The sequence below is a fragment of the Streptococcus suis genome, from assembly GCF_002964045.1.
In the GTDB taxonomy this organism is placed as follows: domain Bacteria; phylum Bacillota; class Bacilli; order Lactobacillales; family Streptococcaceae; genus Streptococcus; species Streptococcus suis_U.
The window spans coordinates 32135-53459 of the sequence record NZ_POPB01000315.1 but is presented as its reverse complement, the minus strand read 5'-3'; the positions used below and the strand labels follow the sequence as shown (position 1 = coordinate 53459).

Annotated in this window: 19 protein-coding genes; 14 read left to right on the top strand and 5 right to left on the bottom strand. The window is 41.3% G+C overall.

Annotated elements, in window-relative coordinates; genetic code table 11:
* The first annotated feature begins 124 nt into the window (after positions 1–124).
* The 14 genes from C1E99_RS05450 to C1E99_RS05390 all read left to right on the top strand — a co-directional run bounded on the left by C1E99_RS05450 (position 125) and on the right by C1E99_RS05390 (position 16404).
* Positions 125–850, top strand: coding sequence for a polysaccharide pyruvyl transferase family protein (locus tag C1E99_RS05450; protein WP_105206857.1), 726 nt, complete (start codon positions 125–127; stop codon positions 848–850).
* 96 nt (positions 851–946) lie between these two features.
* A complete protein-coding gene (locus tag C1E99_RS05445) occupies positions 947–1825 on the top strand; it encodes a glycosyltransferase family 2 protein (RefSeq protein WP_105206856.1) in 879 nt (292 codons plus the stop codon).
* Positions 1826–2827, top strand: coding sequence for a sugar transferase (locus C1E99_RS05440; protein WP_193441792.1), 1002 nt, complete (start codon positions 1826–1828; stop codon positions 2825–2827).
* Positions 2824–4569 (top strand): SP_1767 family glycosyltransferase, encoded by a 1746-nt coding sequence (locus tag C1E99_RS05435; RefSeq protein WP_105206855.1) that lies wholly within the window; start codon positions 2824–2826, stop codon positions 4567–4569. The genes C1E99_RS05440 and C1E99_RS05435 overlap by 4 nt, the downstream gene beginning before the upstream one ends.
* Positions 4570–5454, top strand: coding sequence for a glycosyltransferase family 2 protein (locus C1E99_RS05430; RefSeq protein ID WP_105206854.1), 885 nt, complete (start codon positions 4570–4572; stop codon positions 5452–5454).
* 117 nt (positions 5455–5571) lie between these two features.
* Positions 5572–6831 carry an accessory Sec system protein translocase subunit SecY2 gene (secY2, locus tag C1E99_RS05425; protein ID WP_105206853.1) on the top strand — a complete coding sequence of 420 codons (1260 nt, stop codon included), beginning with the start codon at positions 5572–5574 and terminating at the stop codon, positions 6829–6831.
* A gap of 10 nt (positions 6832–6841) precedes the next feature.
* A complete protein-coding gene (gene asp1 / locus C1E99_RS05420) occupies positions 6842–8413 on the top strand; it encodes an accessory Sec system protein Asp1 (RefSeq protein WP_105206852.1) in 1572 nt (523 codons plus the stop codon).
* Positions 8410–9987 carry an accessory Sec system protein Asp2 gene (gene asp2, locus C1E99_RS05415; protein WP_105206851.1) on the top strand — a complete coding sequence of 526 codons (1578 nt, stop codon included), beginning with the start codon at positions 8410–8412 and terminating at the stop codon, positions 9985–9987. Before asp1 ends, asp2 begins: the two co-directional genes overlap by 4 nt.
* Complete coding sequence (gene asp3, locus C1E99_RS05410) at positions 9987–10544, top strand: accessory Sec system protein Asp3 (RefSeq protein ID WP_105206850.1); 558 nt, start codon at positions 9987–9989, stop codon at positions 10542–10544. The genes asp2 and asp3 overlap by 1 nt, the downstream gene beginning before the upstream one ends.
* Positions 10541–12925, top strand: coding sequence for an accessory Sec system translocase SecA2 (gene secA2, locus C1E99_RS05405; RefSeq protein ID WP_105206849.1), 2385 nt, complete (start codon positions 10541–10543; stop codon positions 12923–12925). The genes asp3 and secA2 overlap by 4 nt, the downstream gene beginning before the upstream one ends.
* Positions 12926–12944: 19 nt before the next feature.
* Positions 12945–14444 (top strand): accessory Sec system glycosyltransferase GtfA, encoded by a 1500-nt coding sequence (gene gtfA / locus C1E99_RS05400; RefSeq protein WP_105206848.1) that lies wholly within the window; start codon positions 12945–12947, stop codon positions 14442–14444.
* Between the two features lie 3 nt (positions 14445–14447).
* Positions 14448–15761, top strand: a complete 1314-nt coding sequence (gene gtfB, locus C1E99_RS05395) for an accessory Sec system glycosylation chaperone GtfB (protein ID WP_105206847.1) — start codon at positions 14448–14450, stop codon at positions 15759–15761.
* Positions 15762–15770: 9 nt separating this feature from the next.
* On the top strand, positions 15771–15935 hold the full coding sequence (locus C1E99_RS14950) for a hypothetical protein (protein WP_162840731.1): 165 nt from the start codon (positions 15771–15773) through the stop codon (positions 15933–15935).
* A gap of 127 nt (positions 15936–16062) precedes the next feature.
* Positions 16063–16404 carry a metal-sulfur cluster assembly factor gene (locus C1E99_RS05390; RefSeq protein ID WP_105206846.1) on the top strand — a complete coding sequence of 114 codons (342 nt, stop codon included), beginning with the start codon at positions 16063–16065 and terminating at the stop codon, positions 16402–16404.
* A 150-nt stretch (positions 16405–16554) separates the two neighbouring features.
* Here the strand turns inward: C1E99_RS05390 and C1E99_RS05380 are convergent, their stop codons facing one another.
* From C1E99_RS05380 to C1E99_RS05360, 5 genes are all read right to left on the bottom strand, one after another.
* Positions 16555–16968 (bottom strand): DUF6176 family protein, encoded by a 414-nt coding sequence (locus tag C1E99_RS05380; RefSeq protein WP_105206845.1) that lies wholly within the window; start codon positions 16966–16968, stop codon positions 16555–16557.
* 54 nt (positions 16969–17022) lie between these two features.
* Positions 17023–18738, bottom strand: a complete 1716-nt coding sequence (gene ilvD / locus C1E99_RS05375; RefSeq protein WP_105143996.1) for a dihydroxy-acid dehydratase — start codon at positions 18736–18738, stop codon at positions 17023–17025.
* A 157-nt stretch (positions 18739–18895) separates the two neighbouring features.
* Complete coding sequence (locus C1E99_RS05370) at positions 18896–19318, bottom strand: hypothetical protein (protein WP_105206844.1); 423 nt, start codon at positions 19316–19318, stop codon at positions 18896–18898.
* Positions 19293–20228: a phosphodiester glycosidase family protein gene (locus tag C1E99_RS05365; protein ID WP_105206843.1), complete on the bottom strand. Its 936-nt coding sequence runs from the start codon at positions 20226–20228 to the stop codon at positions 19293–19295. Before C1E99_RS05365 ends, C1E99_RS05370 begins: the two co-directional genes overlap by 26 nt.
* A complete protein-coding gene (locus tag C1E99_RS05360; protein WP_105206842.1) occupies positions 20215–21267 on the bottom strand; it encodes a bifunctional glycosyltransferase family 2/GtrA family protein in 1053 nt (350 codons plus the stop codon). The genes C1E99_RS05365 and C1E99_RS05360 overlap by 14 nt, the downstream gene beginning before the upstream one ends.
* Positions 21268–21325: the final 58 nt, after the last annotated feature.

The window sequence follows — 21325 nt, the reverse complement described above, 5'->3', positions numbered from 1 at the left end:
AATCACCAACGTTTTCAAGAGCGCAACAACGGCCTTGCCCCTCTTGAAATGAGGAACAAGGCCGCCGCCTAATCTTTTATTATTTCATTGTCCACTTGACAGGGAGCTGTTCATATTGATATCGATGTTTATCGATGAACCGGTGCAAGAGCAATTTTCTACAGAAGAAAATAGAGCATTTTTCAAAAAATATGGTCCAGTTGGTGCGAGGAGTGGAGCCACCAAAGACTTCCTTGAATCGATCGGTGTGGACTCGTACTGGTCTGGTTGCTTGACATTAACCATTCAACCAGAAAAGAATGTAAAAAAGCAGGATTTTGTCTTGGCGATTGATTTGCCCAATGCTGTTTTTGATAAATTGGCTAAGGAATCTGTCTATCCCGTCATTCGGATGAGTGCGGATGTTAATCATCAGTATATGACACCATCTCGTCGTATGAAAGTGGCTCAGTATTACCTTTATCTTTATCAATCAGCTCGCTTTGTTGTCACAACTCGTTTGCATGGGACCTTACCGTGTTTGGCACTTGGGACACCAGTATTGAATATTCAGAAAAAAGGTTTTGAAGAAGGGCGTTTTGCTGGTTTGCGTGAATTGGCTCATCACATGACCGTAGAGGACTTTTTATCGGGTGCCTATGATGTCAATCATCCCTTATCGAACCCACAGAAACATCTAGAGATTCGCAAGCAATTAGAGGAGCGCTGTCAGGCATTTACAGGCTTTAAAAATGAAGAAGGCTTTTTAAATGGCAGAGAGGTTTCGGAATTATTGCTTGATCCAGAATTGGTACAGTCAATGGTGACAGGTTTGTGGACTGCGCATCACCATTGGGGAATTTATAGATAGGAGGGGCTCCCCTCCTTTTTTAATGGTTCTTGCAAATATTTGGTGGGAATGCTATGATATAATATAATGGAAAATAGTTTATTTTTGGGAGGAAGCATGGAAAAAATCAGTGTCATAGTACCAGTTTATAATGGTGAAAAACATCTGAGACAATGTGTGGAGTCTATTATGTCTCAAGACTATGAAAACTTAGAAATATTACTGATTAACGATGGTTCCAAAGATGGTTCAGCTCTTCTTTGTGAGCAATTAAAACTTCAAGACCCGCGTGTGAGAGTGATTCATAAGCGACAGAATGAAGGCCTTGGTGCTGCACGGAATACATCCCTTGATGTAGCGACAGGGGAATACATTGTATTTATAGATGCAGACGACTGGATTGACCCCAACCATGTGAGTGATTTATATGATTTGATGCAGCGTACAGGTAGTGATGTAGCCATTTCAAACTTTACCCAATACTACGAAGATACAGGTCACTACAATCTACATATTTGGCCAGAAGATTATTATGAGGCTGTATATACGCCTGAGGAGTGGTTTAATTATCAATATGGTGTGGGACATAATATCAGCCTTTGTTTTACGGTTCCATGGTCTAAAATGTATAAAAAGTCCTTGTTTGACAATATTCTCTATCCAACAGATGGGTATGGAGAAGATGATCGTACAACTTGGAAAACCTACCTAGTTGCAGATAAGATTGCCTATATGCATCGTTCCAGTTTGATTTATCGAGTCAATGAAGGGTCCATGACACAAACGGCAGACCAAGCAACTATTTTTTCAACAGAGCCAGTAGCAGAACGTATTGAGGTTTTGGGCTTGCTTGGTTTTGATTTGACTAAGGAAATTGCAGCCTATAAATGGCGCTCACAGATTAATCGTGATAGCAAATTGCGTCAGGGGGATATGGTAGCTTATAAAAAATTGGAATTCCGTAGGCAAATGATAGAAAAATATGGTAAAAAATAAATGCGAATATATATAACAAACTTAAATGGTCATGCTGCATCAAGTACGGCGCAAATTTGTCAAAATATGGTGACTGACATTGCGACGACGCTTGGTTATCGTGAGTTGGCTATTCATGCCTACCGAATGGATGCAGACACACCAGAGGAACTCAGCAAACGTCTGGACGGAGTCGTTGCCGGCTTGCGACATGGAGATGTGGTTATTTTTCAGACTCCGACCTGGAATACGACGGCATTTGATGAAAAACTAATGGCCAAGTTGCGTGCCTACCAGATTAAAATTGTCATTTTCATTCACGATGTTGTTCCATTAATGTTTGCAGGAAACTACTACTTGATGGACCGTACAATTGCCTACTACAACCAGGCGGATGTGATTGTGGCGCCGAGTCAACAAATGATTGACAATCTGAAACGACACGGATTAACAGTCTCTAAAACGATTGTACAGGGAATGTGGGACCATCCGACCAGTGTTCCACAGTTGCCAGCAAGTTTCAAAAAAGAAATTCACTTTCCTGGTTCGCCTGATCGTTTTAGTTTTGTCAAATCGTGGAACTACGATGTCCAGCTAAATTTGTATGCTCGTCAAGAAGTCGAATTACCAGATCAAGTGAAACATTTCTCTTATCGGCCAGATGAGCAGCTATTGCTAGAGATGTCAGCGGGTGGATTTGGTTTAGTATGGATGGATGATCACGATAAGGAATACCAGACTTTGTACTGTCCTTATAAACTGGGAGCCTTTGTGGCGGCAGGGATTCCAGTCATCATCCAGCGTGGACTTGCTAACCAAGAAATCGTTGAACATAACGGCCTGGGGATGATTGTTGATAGTTTGGATGAAGCAGTGGATCGAATCAATTCCATGTCAGCGGAAGACTATCAGGCTATGGTAGCTAGGGTTCGTTCCTTTAGCTCCCTTGTTCGTCAGGGATTTTTTACAAGAAGGTTATTAACTGAAGCTGTTTTTAAAGCTAAGTGTGATGAAAGTTTATGAGAAAATTAGAAGAAATTCGGGTACTACCCATTTTAGAAAGTCTGACCTATATTCAGGAAAATAAGGCTTCCGTTGCTCGTTTTGGCGATGGTGAGATTGATTTGATTCTTGGACACAGTATTCCTTATCAAGCCTATGATAAGGACTTGGCTCAGGCCTTGAAAGCAATTTTACAAAAACCAAGTAATGAGCAGTTGTTGGTATGCTTACCGGATGTTTTCCAAAATCTAGAGCGTTATAATAGTAATGCTCGCTATTTTTGGAAGAAACATTTTGAAAAATACCATCAGTTTTATGAGGAAGAGTGTCAATCAGATTGGTATGGTTCAACCTTCTTATCGCGTCCTTATATCGATTTAGTAGATAAGAGCCAGTCAGATCAATATTTTGAAGCTATAAAAGGGCTCTGGGAAAATCGAGACATATTGATTGTCGAGGGTGAAACCTCTCGCTCTGGTATGGGAAATGATTTGTTTGATGGAGCTAAGTCCGTTTCAAGGATTATTTGTCCGTCCAGAAACGCCTTTTCATCTTACGATCAGATTATTTCAGCTATCCTCCGACATGCCGAGGACAAATTGATTATCTTGATGTTGGGTCCAACAGCTAAATTGCTCTCATATGATTTGACCATGCAAGGCTATCAGGCAATTGATCTAGGCCATATTGATTCAGAGTATGAATGGTTCAAAATGAAGGCTGAAACGAAGGTTAAATTGGAGCATAAGCACACAGCTGAATTCAATTATGATGAAAATATTGCCGAGGAAGTTGATGCGGACTACCTCAGTCAGGTATTGGAATGGGTTGAGGTTCCAGTCAAGTCGCCAATAGTCGAAGAGGAGAAGGAAATGAATCAGGACCTGATCAGTGTGATTGTCCCAGTCTATAATGTCAAACCCTATCTAACTCGTTGTTTGGACTCGCTGTTGAAGCAAACCCACACCAATTTTGAATTGTTATTGGTCAATGACGGTTCGTCGGATGGTTCAGCTTTTGTTTTAGAAGATTATGCCAAAAAAGACCAGCGCGTTCGAGTTATTCATCAGGAAAATAGGGGGGTGTCAGCTGCTCGAAACCGTGCAATTGATGAGGCTAGGGGAGCCTATATTACCTTTATCGATTCGGATGATTTTGTAGAAGATTTTTACTTGGAGCATTTGTATCAAGCGGCAGTTTCGACAGGTTCAGACATTGCAGCAACTAATTTTTCTTCATTCAATGAGGAGAGACAGAGTTTTCTTTTCTATCACACCAAGGAATCCTACTTCCAGAAAGTTTATTCTGTACAGGAGTGGATGGATTTAGAGGGTAATATGAAAAACAATATGCACCTCGCCTTTACTTTTTCACCTTTGAAGTTGTTTAAACGGGAACTTTTTGGTGATATTCGTTATCCTGTTGGTCGACTTCGTGAAGATGATGCAACCATTTACAAGCTCTACCTGAAGGCTAATCAGATTCATTTTACAAACGAGGGACCTTACTATTATTCCCAACGGGCTGATGGTTTATCTAGAACTGCCATGCATGATGATATAGCAACGATGGTTTCTAATGCAGAAGAGCGAATTTCTTTGATGGTGGCCCTTGGTTATAATCCGGCTGCTCAAATTACATCTTATGTAGCACGCTTGAAAAAGTGTCGTGGAGATGCCCTCTATGCAGGACAGATCGATCTTTATCGTACTATTTGCGCAAAAATTGATTTATATGAAACCTACCAGAAGAGGGAGGGCTAGATGGAAAAAGTTTCAGTCATTGTACCTGTTTATAATGCAGGCCCCTACTTAAAACAATGTATCGATAGTATTCTCTCCCAAACCTATAGCAATATTGAGTTGATTCTTGTCAATGATGGCTCGACGGATGGTAGTGCGGAGGTTTGTGAAGCCTACCGGCAAATGGATAGTCGCGTCCGTCTGATCAATAAAAAACTAGGTGGTGGAGGCGTTGGTGCTGCACGTAATTCAGCCCTTCCACTGATTACAGGAGATTATGTTCTTTTTGTAGATAATGATGATTGGTTGGAGTCGAACCATATAGAGGTTCTCTATCGTGCCTTGAAAGAAACGGATTCTGACATAGCCATTGTCAACTTTACTCAGTTTATGGAAGAACGCGGTAGCTTTGCCTTCCATGTGACGGAGAAAGATTATTTTCAAGAAGTGTTTACTCCACAAGAATGGTTTGCTAGGGAATACAATGGACGATTCGCTTTCAGTCAATGTTTCACTGTACCGTGGTGTAAGTTGTACAAGGCCGCCCTATTTGAAAATATCAGCTATCCAGAAGATGAAAAAGTGGAAGATGATTACACAACCTGGAAGCTATATCTGATGGCTGACCGTATCGTATTTACAAATACAGCTCTCTACTATCATCGAAAACGTGAAACCAGCGTTACAAAAACGGTGGAAACAACTTATGTTTTTCCCTTGAAAAGTATTGAGGAACGTGTCACCATTCTTAGTTTAATCGGTTTTGATGTTTCTGAAGAATTAAGGGCCTACCGTTGGCGATTGAATCTCCATAAGGACAGTTACTTAGCATCTGGACACATGCAAGAATATCAAAAATGTTTGCAAAAAATTGCAATTTTAGAGAAGTGGAACAAGCCATCTTAGGCTATTTAGGAAAAAATAAGGTAGGGATTGTAAACTACTGAGGTAGCGAAAACAAACTGTTTTCGCTCTATCATATGTGAGAACAACATCCTTAGATATGATAGAAAGAGGAGAAAGATGTTAAAACAGTTACAGAAAAAGATCCAAGGGTCGCTCATTTTAAAGCGAGTACTTTGGTCTATCGGTATTGTCTTTATATATATGGTAGGGAAATATATTCCAATTGGAACTGTACCGTTATATGACAATATAAGCACTACAGGATTCGACCTGACCAACTCTCTTGATACCCTTGCTATGGTATCTGGTGGAAATTTTTCCATGCAGAATCTGTTTTCTTTGGGCTTAAGTCCATGGATGACAAGTATGATTCTCTGGCGTTTTTTAAGCCTATTTGAGATTGTAAAAGCCGCGACCAAACGTCAAACACACTTGTACCAAATGAGTCTGATGTTTATTGTCGCCTTGATTCAGTCCTATGGTTTTAGTAGTGTCAGTGATTATTATGATATTGCGGCGTTCGGATCTGCGAGCCAGACAATGTTGCGTATTTCATCCATGGTCATTATGATCGCTGGTAGCTATGTCTTGACTTGGTTGGCTAATCTCAATGCTCAAAAAGGAGTCGGCGGACCATCGGTTATCATCATTTCAAATATGACCTTGAACTTCCTGTTGAACATCGCAGCACTCATCAGTTTAAATAGTTTTACCGCTTTAGAATGGAGCCTCATTGCTTTGGCAATCGTACTCGGTTCCAGTTTATTAATCTGGATAACATTGGTTGTTTATCGGGCTGAGTATCGTATCCCGATTCGCCGGATAACAATTGTGAGTTCCTTTGCCGAAAGGACCTATATTCCCTTGAGAATGACACCGGCAGGCGGAATGCCCTTCATGTACGCTATGACGCTGATGACCCTGCCTCCGATTCTGATAGCCATCCTCTTAGGGTTCTTCCCTAATAATCAATGGCTACAATACCTCTCAGCTAACTTTAGTATTTCTCAATTACCAGGAATTCTCTTCTATATTTTCCTCCTATTTATTCTTGCTATCGGATTTGCCTATTTTAATTTAGATCCAGGTGAGATTGCGGAGGGCATGCAAAAGGGGGGTGATTTCATCGAAGGTGTGCGTCCAGGTCTTGCGACGAAGAAGTATATCAATAAATATTTGTGGCGTTTGACCATTATCGGTGCAATTTATACATCTATTATGGGGGGATTGCCGATGTTGATTGTATGGAGCCAATCTGGTCAGATGAGCTTTGCCTTGTTGATTAATAATATTTATATTATGACCACCCTTATGATTGGTATTGTGGAGCAGATCAATGTAATGGAGACTTGGAAACAGTACAACGATTTGATTTAAAGGAGAAAACATGTATTATTTTATTCCTTCTTGGTACAGTGGAGATCAGAAGTGGGCTGTTGAAACGCCACTCTGGTTTCGTGTTTTTGAGAACATGAGTTTTGATGATGCTGTCAATCAACTGAAGATGTTTCAAAATCTAAAAGAAGAGTCTGCCATTCTCTTATTAAGTTACCAACCCCAATTGCGGTATTTTTTACACAAGCAGGACTTACTAAGCAGTCGCTACTGGTCTTTCTTTGATGATATTCAAAATATTCGTAGAGAAGAAACCAGGGTGATTGACTTTAAAAAATTGGGATGGCCTCTAGGTGTTAGCTTTGTCTATACTCCTTTTAAAGTGGTGGCAATGCAAGGAGAAAAAAGTATAGCTGATGTCCATTTTGCTGAAAATGGAAACTTGCTCCAGATTCACTTTTTAGAAGAAGGAAAAGAAATCAAAAGATATCACTTTGATGATAGGGGATTTTTGTCTAGCATTCTCTATTTTAAAGATGGAGTTGCTGACTTTCAGGACTATTTGAATGAGTTTGGTGTCTGGCAGGTTCGTGAATATTTGACGGACAGAGAACACAAAATAGAAGTGAATCCAAATTCTGATAAAAGATTTCTAAAAGCTACTTATCAGGATTGGGAAGAGTTGTTTGCTGAACGACTGCACGTATTGAAAACAGAGGTTTTGACAGAGCAGGATACCTTGGTCGTTGCTTCAGATGTCCGTCATAACGGATTAATTTTGGATCATTTTAAAGCCTATAAAAAGATTTTTTCCTTCTTTGGGAATCGTTTTGATATATCCGATACACCATCCCTGTCACGTGTCATGGCAGAGTCAGACTTGATTGTTATTGACTCCGAAGCCCTTGAACTGGCTCTTCAGCAGGAAGTTGCTAAGCATTCCTTGGTTGTCCGAAATATGACGAGGGTCACACCTTTTGATACCCGTCTTCGTTTAGGACAAAGTCAGACAATCAAAGAATTGATCATTTATTTCCTTATTGATGGGATTACACCTGATGTATATGATCAGGCGATGGCGCGTCTTTTGGATTTGATGGAAGCAAATCCAGCCATTGAACTGCATGTGATGACCTATGAGCGAAATCGTCCTATCAAACACATGTCAGAACAATTGTTAGAGAAAATTCGAAAAGACTATTCACTAGAGCGTTTTGTCTCCGTTGAATCAAACGGAGGTGAAAATCAGTTAGAGGAAGATGAGTCTCTGGAACTTTCCGCGATCAAGTTTTCAGCTCTGAATAATGAGAACCAGATCATCGAAGAACTAGATTTAACTCGCTTGGTGATTGATTTAAGCCCTCATCCACATCTTTATACACAGATTGCTAGCATTAGTGCAGGGATTCCTCAGATCAACCATGTTCCGACAGAGTATGTTTCCCATATGGAGAATGGTTGGATTATTCGGAATGTAGAGGAATTATCAAGGGCTGTGGAATATTACTTTGAAGGACTGAGCAATTGGAATCGTTCCCTAGTCTATACTGTTCAAAAAATGGGCGACTACACTAGCGGAAATATTATTGCTAAATGGAAAGAATTACTGGAAGATAAAACATGAAGATAGTACAAATTGGTGAAGAGGACTGGTCAGTCGGTATCGATTTGCCTGAAAGCTTAGAATGGTTTTGGGTGGCAGAAGATAAGATTCAAGACTTTCTTGATGAACAAGTTGCTGCGGAATTGGCTAAACTACAAGTTGATCAATCAGAGGAAGAAAAAGAACCTCCAAAAATTCGATTACGCTTTAACGCAATTGTTTTGGCCGGCTCGGTAAGTGAGGAATTACTTGCCCCCCTCTCTTCAACGATTGAAGCTTACAGCCTGTTTAAACAGAAGGATGTATCAGTGGACAATCAATCGGACACTGGTATTTGCCGGCAAAAGGTCTTGCGCAATCTTCCTTTTCAAGGAACGAAACAAGAGACAATCGAGTACCTATACCGAAACCTATTTAGTGGACAATATGGTGCAAAGCTAAAGATTCCTGAAATAGATGTCAATCCAAACTTTACCGGCACAGTTCAGTATGATGGGAATGTGGGAGTCATTTTCGATGGACAATTTGGTCAGGATTATGAAACCCTATTTACTTTTCGTTTCAATCTTCCGTCCTTCTCCATGTCATTGGAATTGTGGCCGGAATATATAAAAGAATCTGGTGATACCTCCATCAGAATGGAAATTATTGCATTACGGAAGGGCTCACTTGGGGATATTCATAACATTATTCATATTGATGAAGCGCAGATGCAGGAACCCTATATTTTGCAAAGCGATGAAGCAGTAGGTTATTACTCCGTTTCCTTTGCGGTAAAAGGAAGTGGACGATTGAAATTTGGAGTAACGCACTGGCGCTATTCTAGAGAAGGATTAGGGAAGTTTGTTCTTGGTGGAAAAGGATATTCTGACAGCAAGAGACAGGAAATTTTTTCTTATTTCAATCCAGGCGATTTGAAGCCACCATTGAATGTTTACTTTTCTGGTTTTCGTGGGGCAGAAGGTTTCGAGGGATTTTTCATGATGAAATCAATGGGAGCTCCCTTTGTCTTGATTGCAGACCCACGTCTTGAAGGTGGCTGTTTTTATTCAGGAACGGATGAATTAGAAAATAATGTTAAACGCGCCATTCAAGATGCCTTGGATTATCTTGGCTTTACAAGTGATCAATTGATATTGTCCGGTTTATCTATGGGGGCTTTTGGAGGCCTTTACTACGCTGCTCACTTTAAGCCTCATGCTGTTGTTGTTGGTAAGCCATTTACCAACCTGGGAGATACAGTGGCGAATTTAAAATTAAGACGTCCAGATGAGTTTGAGACCAGTGGCGATATGATTCGAAATGTAGTCGGTGGGTCAGACCAGGCGGCGATTGAACGATTCAATCAGCATTTCTGGGATAAATTTGCGCCAGTTTCCTTTGAAAAAACGCAGTTTGCCATTGCCTACATGGAGCAGGATGACTATGACGGTCATGCCTTGGAACGGTTGGTTGAACATTTAGCCGATAGCGAGACACATATTTTTGCCAAGGGCTATGAGGGGCGACACAATGATAACAGTCGTGCCATTAACCGGTGGTTTATTGCACAGTACCATCAGTTTCTCAAACATGATTTTGGAAGGGAGCTCTAATGTCGGAGTATTTTGTACAAAATATCTACTGGGGAGACACTGCTAATGGCGGTGATTACTTGTATGGGTCAGTCATCCAGCACTTGGACAAGGGCGTTCGATTTAGTAACCTACGATTTGCATCAGGAAAGCCAATTAAGAAGTGGGAATCCCGAACCAACTATCAAGGGAATCGACGTTCTCCAGTCTTGCCCTTGTTAAGACCTGGTCACTCCTATCGCTTAAAGCAGCACTTTCAAGTTGAACCAGCAGGTCGTGCCTATATTCAAATTCGATTTTTGAACCGACGAGGGGTTGAAGTTGGGTTGACTATTTTAAAAAATGGAGAAGAGGAATTTACTTGTCCTGCAGATTCTTTCACCTACACCCTCACACTCTATAGTGCAGGTTGCCACACGGTTGAATTTAATAAATTATCGCTTTATAGTCTCGATAAACCACAAACCATTCACTTATCTGACGAACCCAGAGGTTTTTATGCAAAGGAACGTTACCCTAGTGATATTGCATTTGTAAAACATCTGATTCGAGGGCTTAAAGAGGAAGGAGCCGAATGAAAATAAAAACGAACTCATCCTTTTTGAACCAAGTACGGTTATTCAGAATCAAAAGGATAGCAAAGAAAATTCTTCAATTGGAAGCAAGTTATCATCAATTGACTGATGAGGAGCTAGCTGGCCAAACTCAGCGATTTAAAGAGCGCTTGGAAGAGGGTGAAACGCTCGATGATATTTTAGTCGAGGCTTTTGCCACTGTTCGAGAAGCCAGTTATCGGATTCTTGGCCAACTTCCATATGAAGTACAAGTGATGGGAGGAATCGCCCTCCATCAAGGTTGTATAGCAGAGATGCGTACCGGTGAAGGAAAGACGCTGACAGCTACTATGCCACTTTATCTCAATGCCTTGACAGGCAAGGGAGCCATTTTGGTAACGACAAATGATTACCTGGCGACTCGAGATGGAGAGGAAATGGGCAAGGTTTATCAATTTTTAGGCCTAACAGTTGGACTAGGTGCCAAAGAAGAGGATGAACAAGATAAGAAGGAGCGGGCAGAAATCTATGCAGCTGATATTACCTATACAACTAGCTCGATATTAGGATTTGACTACTTATCACACAACTTAGCCTCTTCTCCAGAAGGTAAGATTTTACGCGATTTCAATTATGTTATCGTTGATGAGGCGGATGCCGTTCTTCTTGATAGTGCACAAACACCATTGATTATTTCTGGTTCGCCACGAGTTCAGTCTAACTTATTTGATATTTGTAACCAATTTATTTTGACCTTGAAAGAAGAGGAAGAATTCTATTTTGACCCAGATAAGAAAGAAGTTTATCTGACTGAAAAGGGGAACGATTATGCAGAATCTTATTTTGATGTCAAAGAACTTTATTCTTCAGAATCTTGGGAATTAAATCGCCATATCAATTTGGCGCTGCGTGCTCATTATCTTTATCGAAAGAATTTTGACTATGTCGTTCAGGATGATGAAGTAAAATTGCTGGACAATAGGACTGGGCGTGTTCTAGAAGGGACTCGACTTCAATCAGGTATTCACCAAGCAATTGAAACCAAGGAGAATGTTAAAAAGACAAAGGAAAGTCGAGCGATGGGTTCCGTAACCTATCAGAGTCTCTTCAATATGTTTCCGAAAATTGCTGGTATGACAGGTACAGGGCATCAAGCAGAAAATGAATTGATTGAAACCTACCATGTACCAGTCGTTTCAATACCCACAAATAGACCAATTCAGCGCATTGACTATCCAGATAAAATCTATACCACCTTGCCTGAGAAACTGTACGCCACCATCGAGATGGTAAAAGAGTTGCATGCGAAAGGTCAGCCAGTATTGTTGATCTCTGGGACGGTAGAAATCACTCAAATTTACTCGAAAATGTTGCTACAAGAAGGGATCCCTCATAGCACTCTAACGGCCAATAATGTGGCCAAAGAGGCGCTTATCATTCAGGAAGCAGGCCAATATGGAACCGTGACTTGTGCCACGATTATGGCTGGTCGTGGAACGGATATTAAGCTTGGTGAAGGTGTTGCAGAACTGGGAGGCTTAGCCGTTATCGGTACAGAGCGGATGCCGAATAGCCGTATGGACTGGCAGTTACGCGGTCGAGCAGGACGTCAGGGTGAGCCAGGTTTGTCACAATTTTTTGTGTCCTTGGAAGATGAATTGCTTGTTAGCAATGGCCCCGATTGGGTGAAAAAATATTTTAAGAAACATAACCATGAAAATCGGAATAACTATGGTCAACCATTAAAGTCAGGTCGCTTTAAACGTGCACTGACACATGCTCAAACCAAGAGTGAGGATGGTGCGGTGAGTTCTCGGCGCTTTACAATTGAATATGATGAAAGCATGCGTATTCAGCGAAATAAGGTTTATGCTCTTCGAGATCGATTGATGATGGAGCAAGAAAACATGGCTGAAAAAGTAAAAGCGATTGTCAAGGAAGTAATCAAAGATTATTTAAAAGAGAGCCCTGAACGCTCTTCGAGCCAGGTTCGTCGCTATATTTTAGACAACTATACCTACTCATTGAAGAAAATGCCAGAAGGGTTTTCTGCTAAAAATGATGAGCAAGTAGAAAGACTCATTTATTCTTTATTTGAGAATGAAATGGCTAAAAAGGCAAGTTTGGTCCAAAATGAAGAAGGTATGCTGGAGTTTTATCGCTTAGCAGTTCTAAAAGCCATTGATGAGGCTTGGATTGAAGAAGTGGACACCTTGCAACAATTGAAAGGTGTTATCACGACAAGGTCTACTGCACAAAAAGGTAGCGTATCGGAGTACTATAAAGAATCCCTGCGTTCCTATAAGGAAATGACCAAGCAGATCCAGCAGAAAATTGTTCGAAATGTGATGTTGAGTACCATTGAAGTAGACAAAGAAGGACGATTCTCTATTTACTTTGTCTAATGGTAGAGTGAGGAAAGTAATGACAATTTACAATATCAACCGTGGGATCGGTTGGGCTAGTAGTGGTGTTGAGTATGCTCAAGCCTATCGTGCTAGCATTTTAAGAAATATTCAGCAAGACAGTAAATTTATCTTTACCGATATGTTTCAAGGAGAAAATCTTGCGCATTTTACAGCAAATATAGGTTTCAAGGATGAAGAAGTGGTGTGGCTATATGGCTTCTTTACAGATGTGAAGGTCAGGGCTACAACCTATACCATTGAACAATTTGAATCTAGTCTGCCATCAAATTTGGTAAAGATTTCACAAAACAATGATTCCATCCGATTTGAAGATAAAGAAAAGGAAATCGTTGTGATCGGATTTTTGAGAAAAGATCATCCAGAATATGTCCAACGTGTGGAATACTTATCAAAAGGTAAGTTGATTCGAAAAGATTATTTTAGCTACACTAAACTGTTTTCAGAATATTATGCACCGGTGGACAATCAGCCTAAGTTGTATCAACGAACATTTTTTAATGAAGATGGGAGTGTGGCCTATGAAGAAAACTGTGATGGAGACCAGTCGCTTTTTCGCTTTAAGGACACTATCCTATTTTCAAAAGAAGAGTTGATTGGGTACATGCTAGATGGTTTACAGTTGACCAGTCAAGATATCATCCTTGTGGATCGGGCGACTGGAACTGGGCAAGCTATTCTCCGTCACAAAGGGGCTGCCAAGGTCGCAGTTGTTATCCATGCGGAACATTACAATATCAACTCGATGACTGAGGATACAATTTTATGGAATAACTATTATGAGTATCAGTTTACCAATGCTGATAAGATTGATGCCTTTATCACTTCTACTCAGGCACAGAAAGATACCCTGTCTGCGCAATTTAAAAAATATACAGATAAGGATCCAGCTATTTTTGTCTTGCCAGTAGGAAGTCTAGATACCTTACGCCAATCTTCAGAAGGCAGAAAGCCATTTTCAGTTCTGACTTGTTCACGTTTGGCAGCTGAAAAACATATTGACTGGTTGGTTGAAGGCGTGGCCTTGGCCCAGAAGCAACTACCTGAGTTATCATTTGACATCTATGGTGCAGGTGGTCAGCAATCAAAATTAGCAGCCCAGATTGAGCAACTCGAAGCAACGAACTATATTCAACTCAAAGGTCACCATGATTTGACAGATGTTTACCAACAATATGAGGTATATTTGACAGCCTCAACCAGTGAGGGATTCGGTTTGACCTTGATGGAGGCAATTGGCTCTGGTTTGCCGATTATCGGGTTGGATGTTCCTTATGGGAACCAGACATTTGTTGAGGATGGGGAAAATGGATTCCTTATTCCAAGGGTAGATCCAGACGATGTCAAGATCTATGCTGAAGAATTTGCGGATAGATTGATTGCACTTTATCAATCTAACCAGTTGGAAAAATGGTATCAGGCTTCTTATTCTCGAGCGGAGGACTTTTTAACTGCTCGACTCGAAGAAGCATGGCAAACATTTATCGAGGAGGTGTAAGCGATGATTTTATTATTTGATTATTTCAATTCAGCTAGTCAGGATTTACACTTTTCCTTGAAAGAAGCTGGTCTTCAAGGCCCAACGGTTGTCATCAATGATGACGGTTTTTTGCCAGAAGGAGTAACGTCAGTCTATTCATACTATTGTCAAATGGAGACAGGCCAAGGCAAACCCCTTTATTTTAACCAGGTCAAGGTCCCTCCTTTCTGGGAGATTACTGGTACCAATGGTGAAGGGGAGATTTGGGAATATAGTCAAAAGCGTGCAAAAATCTTCTATGCAGAACCGAAACATTTACGCTATGTAAAGAACGTTGATTGGATGGATAAGAACCAAAAAGTTCGCTTCACAGACCATTACAATCAGTTTGGTTGGCTCTATGCCCGTACTTATTTTACGGCAGAACAAAAGGCAACAACGCGTAGTTATTTTTCACAAGATGGACTAGAAGTGATCGTCGAAAACTTTATGACCGGAGATGTCATCTTGAATTGGCAAGGAAAGACTCATTTTTTTGAAAACCGTGTATCATTTTTGAAACACTATTTCAACGAGATGGGATGGGATTTATCACAAATTTGGTACAACTCCCTATCGACTCCATTCTTCCTTTCTTACAATATGCCACAACCAGGCCAGGACATTCTCTTCTGGCAAGAAACCATTGGGGATGACATTCCTGGCAATATGAAAATTCTACTTGCTAGTTCGACACAACGAACTCAGAAAGTTGTGGTACAGGATAAGGCAACTTTTGAGAAGATGCGGACACTTCTACCTGCAGAACAGGCTGAAAAGTTAGTCTACCTCGGCTATATTTATCCAGAGAAACGGGCTAATCAACAACATCAAGAGATTTTCATCTTTACCAATACAGATCAAGTGGAACAGCTGGATTATTTGACGTCTGCCTTGCCGGAATTCAAATTCCACATTGCTGCTTTGACAGAAATGTCTCAACGCTTGATGGCTTTTGATAGCAAGGAAAATGTTCAGCTTTATCCAAATATTTCACAAAAAGCATTGGAACGCCTGTATGCAAGCTGTGATGTTTATTTGGATATCAATCATGGAAGTCAAGTGATGGATGTGGTACGTAAAGCCTTTGAGCAAAATATGGTTATCTTTGCTTTTGAAAATACAGTTCACAATGCTTCTTTGATTCTCAATGAGCATATTGTGTCACAGGCTGAACCACAAAAAATGGTAGAAATGTTGAACAATTTGCCAGGCCAGTTTCCTGAGAAAGTTGCTCGCCAGCGCACCCAAACAAGTAATGAAGTGGCTGAAACCTATTTAGCTATGTTAGGATAGGAGGTCAGGATGACCAAGAAAAATCAACTTCTTGAAGATGATATTCATCAACAGATTCAGGAAGCACGTTATGTTGAGCCGAAGTCTGAAAAGAAGGGGAGAAGTTTATTTTATAAAATTATCATCTTTTTGGTGACCCTTGCGGTCCTCTTCTCGCTTCTACGTCAACTGTAAGCAATTAGACAAAGCATAAACAAGTCGTAAAATATCATTTTGAATATTCAGACAATTCTGTTATATTTTCTTGAAAATTCTTGAAAAATATGAGAAAATGATAAAAAGTAGAAAGTTGAGAAGTCCAATGAGAGATGATATCAAAATCAATGACCGAGCGGCTGCTCTTGCAGACCAATTGGTCCCAGTATTAGAGAATATTTATGATCCAGAAATCGAATTGGATATTTATAATCTGGGCTTGGTCTATGAAATTGATTTGGATGAGAATGGATTTTGCAAGGTTATCATGACCTTTACCGATGCAGGCTGTTCCTGTGCCGATACCATGCCAGGTGAGTTAGTTGCAGCCTTGAAGAAAATCGAAGGCATCACTGATGCCCAAGTCGAAATTGTCTGGTCTCCTGCTTGGAAGATGACACGGATCAGCCGACTTGGACGGATTACGCTTGGTATCAGTCCGAAATAATAAGAAATGAGGCTGGGAAAAAAGTCCTGCCACACTTCTTAGAGTTCGTGTCAACATCTCAGCGCAGTGGTTGATTGGCAGATTTGTTCGTGTTTCACACTCCAAATCTAACCTAATCAACTGTGCGGGGGTGGGAAGACGAACTCTTTTTTAGACCAGTCGAGTTCTTTCCCACTCCCATTTTTTAAATGTTTCGTCGTATTGTCTGTCTAATTCTTCCAGGGTTTCATAAATAGCTTTGGGAATCATGACAACTTGAGGAGTTAGATCAAACATACCATAGCTTGGATCGATGCACTCTTCCCAATATTCCATGTGTTTTTTATCAATATAGGATTCTGAATCTTCGACTTCAATCCCTCCTTCAGCTTGAACAGAATACCAGTAAAGGTATTCGCGTCCGTCCAATACCTCACGGAAGATGGTTTCGGCATACATTTTCTCTCCTTCAAGAGTGAGAAGGGTGTCTTCCATGTGCTCGTTGAGAAAGGCCATCCATTCATCTACTTGGATGGTTTTGTCTTCCTTAACACGAAAGCGGGAGAGTTCGACGTTTAGTTTCATTCCATTTACTCCTTTAAAAACCCCGGTCATTGTGTGACAGGGGTTGAATTCTTTTTATTTTTTACCGCTTCGTTCTGGTCTCCAGAAGTCGGTAACGGCTCCTTTAGAGGCAGATGATACGGTATGGGCATATTTACCGAGAACCCCACGAGAGTAGAGTGGTGGGATAACAGTAGTTTTCTTGCGTTCTTCGATTTCTTGGTCAGAAACGTGCATGGTGATTTCTTTGGTATCTTGGTCAACCGTCACCAAATCACCCGTACGGAGGTAGGCAATTGGTCCACCATCCTGAGCTTCAGGTGCGATGTGTCCAACAACCAGTCCATAGGTACCACCAGAGAAACGACCGTCTGTTAGAAGGGCAACCTTGTCACCCTGACCTTTTCCGACAATCATAGAAGAAAGGGACAGCATTTCAGGCATACCAGGCCCACCTTTTGGTCCAACATAGCGAACAACGACTACATCGCCATCTACGATTTCGTCAGTCAAGACGGCTTCAATCGCTTCCTCTTCTGAATCAAAGACCTTGGCTGGACCTGTATGGTTGCGGACTTTCACGCCAGAAACCTTGGCAACGGCACCTTCAGGAGCAAGGTTACCTTTGAGGATGATGAGTGGGCCATCTGCACGTTTTGGATTTTCAAGTGGCATGATGACATCTTGACCTGGAGTCAAGTCTGCAAAATTCTCTAGGTTTTCAGCAACGGTTTTACCTGTACAGGTGATGCGGTCACCATGAAGGAAGCCGTTTTTGAGCAAGTATTTCATGACCGCAGGGACACCGCCGACATTGTAGAGGTCTTGGAAGACGTATTTTCCTGATGGTTTTAGGTCTGCCAAGTGAGGTACTCGTTCTTGGAAATCGTTGAAATCTTCCAGTGTTAATTCAACATTAGCAGCATGGGCGATGGCTAGAAGATGGAGCGTAGCATTGGTGGAGCCCCCCAGAGCCATTGTGACTGTAATAGCATCTTCAAAGGCTTCACGAGTCATAATGTCAGATGGTTTGATACCAAGTTCTAACATGCGTACAACAGCACGACCAGCTTCTTCAATATCTGCTTTTTTCTCGGGAGATTCAGCAGGGTGAGAAGAAGAGCCAGGAATGGACATGCCCATGACCTCAATGGCAGTAGCCATGGTATTGGCAGTGTACATACCACCGCAACCACCAGGTCCAGGGCAAGCGTTACACTCGATTTGACGAACCTCTTCAGCGGTCAAGTCACCGTTGTTCCATTTTCCGATTCCTTCAAAAACGGATACCAAGTCGATGTCTTTACCATTGAGATTACCTGGTGCGATGGTTCCACCGTAGGCAAATACGGCAGGGATATCCATGTTGGCGATGGCAATCATAGAACCAGGCATGTTTTTATCACAGCCACCGATTGCGACAAAGGCATCTACGTTGTGCCCTCCCATAGCTGCCTCAATAGAGTCAGCAATGATATCACGAGAAGTCAGTGAGAACCGCATACCAGGAGTTCCCATGGCAATCCCGTCTGCAACGGTAATGGTACCGTATTGAACAGGCCAGGCACCTGCATCCTTAACACCTTCTTTGGCTAATTTTCCAAAGTCATGAAGGTGGATGTTACAGGGTGTATTTTCGGCCCAAGTCGAAATAACCCCAACAATCGGTTTTTCAAAACTATCATCGGTCATGCCTGTGGCACGCAACATAGCACGGTTGGGCGATTTGACCATCGAATCGTAGACAGAACTACGATGACGGAGGTTTTTTAGTGTATCTTTATCAGTCATTACTCTTCTCCCTATCTTCCAAAAGTTATTTTATTTATTATACCATAGTTATGAGGGAAATGAAAAAGGATTTGTTAAATAATGTGAAATTTCTGAATTTTGCAAAAATAAAACAAACAGCCTTAGATGTTCTAAAGGCTGTTCTAGTTTGTTCTTGTTACTGAGCAGTTGCTCGTAGCTGTGCTTTCTTGTTTCCAGTGAAGAAGAGGCTAATCAAGGCAAGAACTAAGAATCCTGCACCGATAAACCAATAGGGTTGGTCCAAGGTGGTTGAACGACCAGACAGGTTGATGATACCACGGAGCAGGAAGCCTGCTGTAATGGTGGCAACACCTGAATTCCAGAGATTAAAAGTCATTCGTGATAAGTTTGGCTTTAGAGTGAGCATACCAAGGAGTAAAGCTCCACCAATCAGGGTCACGCAGAACATGTAGTGCATAAAGACAGAGACTTCACCATAACTAAGGCTTTCATAGATTCGGCTGAAGATGAAGAGGAAGGCTGTTGTAGCTAAGTATGTGATGAAGGTGCGTGCAGTACGCCCTGATGTTTGATTAGTAACCGATGTAGACAATGTCACTCACCGCCCTTTCTGAGATAGTATTTCCGTTTGTTGTTGGGTTGTTAATTACTTGACTGTTGAAGTAAAGCGTAGATGAACCCCCACCGTCAAGGTTATAGGCTGTTTGCACGCCATACTGTTTCATGACTTCGGCCATTTGATAGAGTGAGAGTCCTTCACTTTCTGAAGTACGTCCATCTGCGACAACGATAATGTAGTGGTTTTCATCAATGATACCGATAGCAGAGCGAGGGTTTGATGCCATGGCACGACCGACTTCTGTTGATGTATCGACAACGATCTCACCATTTTCAACCAAGGTTGGTCCGAAGGCTAAGAGGTTGACCACACCCTTGTCAATCAATTCTTGGGCAGTAATCTCATTTTCATAAATGATTTCGAATGAGCCGTCTGCGTAGATAGCCAAGTCACCGTAAGATGCGTTGTCGCGAACAGTATCACGGTAGAGAACACCATTTTTAATAACATAACCAGTTGAGTTGGCTCCGTAGTAATCACCATTAACCGCTAGGATAGCATTGTTTGCAGCAGCTGTTTCTGAGGTTTTGGCTGTTACGTTTGTACCGTAAGTGTTTTGAGCCAAGGCTGTTTTTAAATACTCTGGCGAGCTAACTTGGATATCTGCTACATAGACAGTTGTATTGTTGGTTGTGATGGTTTCCAAGTTGATTTGGATATTGTCATCCCTATAGCTGGTATCTGTCGTAGATACGTTTGTTGCGGTGGTAGCAGCTGTCGATGAAGAAGAGGTAGTTGTATCTTGGCTACTTGCTGTGGTATTGCTTGCAGCTACTGTTGAGATGGCCTCTGAGATGACGAAGGTTTTGAGCATAGAATAGGTGAATCCACTGGTTAAGAGCATTCCGAAGATTGAAGCGTAAGCAAAGGGTTTTTTAAGCAATTTCATGGGAAAATGATTTCCTTTCTTTAAAAATGATATTTTTTTGAACAAACCAAGAAGCTAGGAATAGGAAGAGACCAACTGCCAGTTTGACAATGTAGAGATTGAGTCCTAGAATTTGGTGGAAGAGATAAAGAAGCGCAGTGTCACAAAGGAAGAGGATAAGGGCTAAAGTAAAGTAGCCGGCTCCAGTACGAGTGACGCTTTCTTTATTTTTAAAGACTAACTTCTTGTTAAGGGCAAAGTTACAGCTAGCACTACAAATGCGTGCAATGCTATTCGCGACTAACAAGCGTTCGGCCGTCGGTAGTCCTGTTAGCAAAAACAATGCCAGAGCATACACACCGTAGTCTACTAGAAAGCCACCAAATGATGCTAGGGCAAACTTGAAGAGATTCTTATAAATTAGTAGTCCGTCTTTGATAGGACGAAAATGTGAACTAGCATTGTCATCGATATAGATGGTTTGAATAGGAACTTCTGTGATTTTATAGCGTTGACTGGCCTGGGTCAGCATATTCATCTCGTATTCATAACGATCTCCCTCAACTCCTAACATAAAGGGAATCAAATCGGTATGGAAACCACGTAAGCCGGTTTGTGTGTCTGTTACATTGACACCGGTTTGTAGTCTGAACAATACTCTGGTTAGTTTGTTACCGAAGCGACTGCGGAGAGGGATGTCTTTGGTAAATTGACGAACACCAAGGATGAGGCGACTTGGTAAATTCATTGCTGCGCGTGCTACCCGATCAATATCATTGACAGCGTGTTGACCATCTGCATCAGCTGTAACGATGACACCTGGCTTTCTCAAATCTTGGATAAAGCTAAAAGCTGTTCGTAGGGCTTGTCCCTTTCCTTTGTTGACATCGTGGTGGAGAACAATAGCATAAGATTTGGCGATTTCAATAATATTTCTTGATTCGCCTGTACTTCCATCATCCACAACGATAATCTGGCAATTCAGTCTATTTTTCATTACTTCTAAGAGTTGGATTAATTTTTCATCTGGCTGGTAGGCCGGTATCACTACATAATACATATCATAAACCTCGTGTGTTTTTCTTGATGAGTCTACTATACGGGACTTTCCTAAAAGC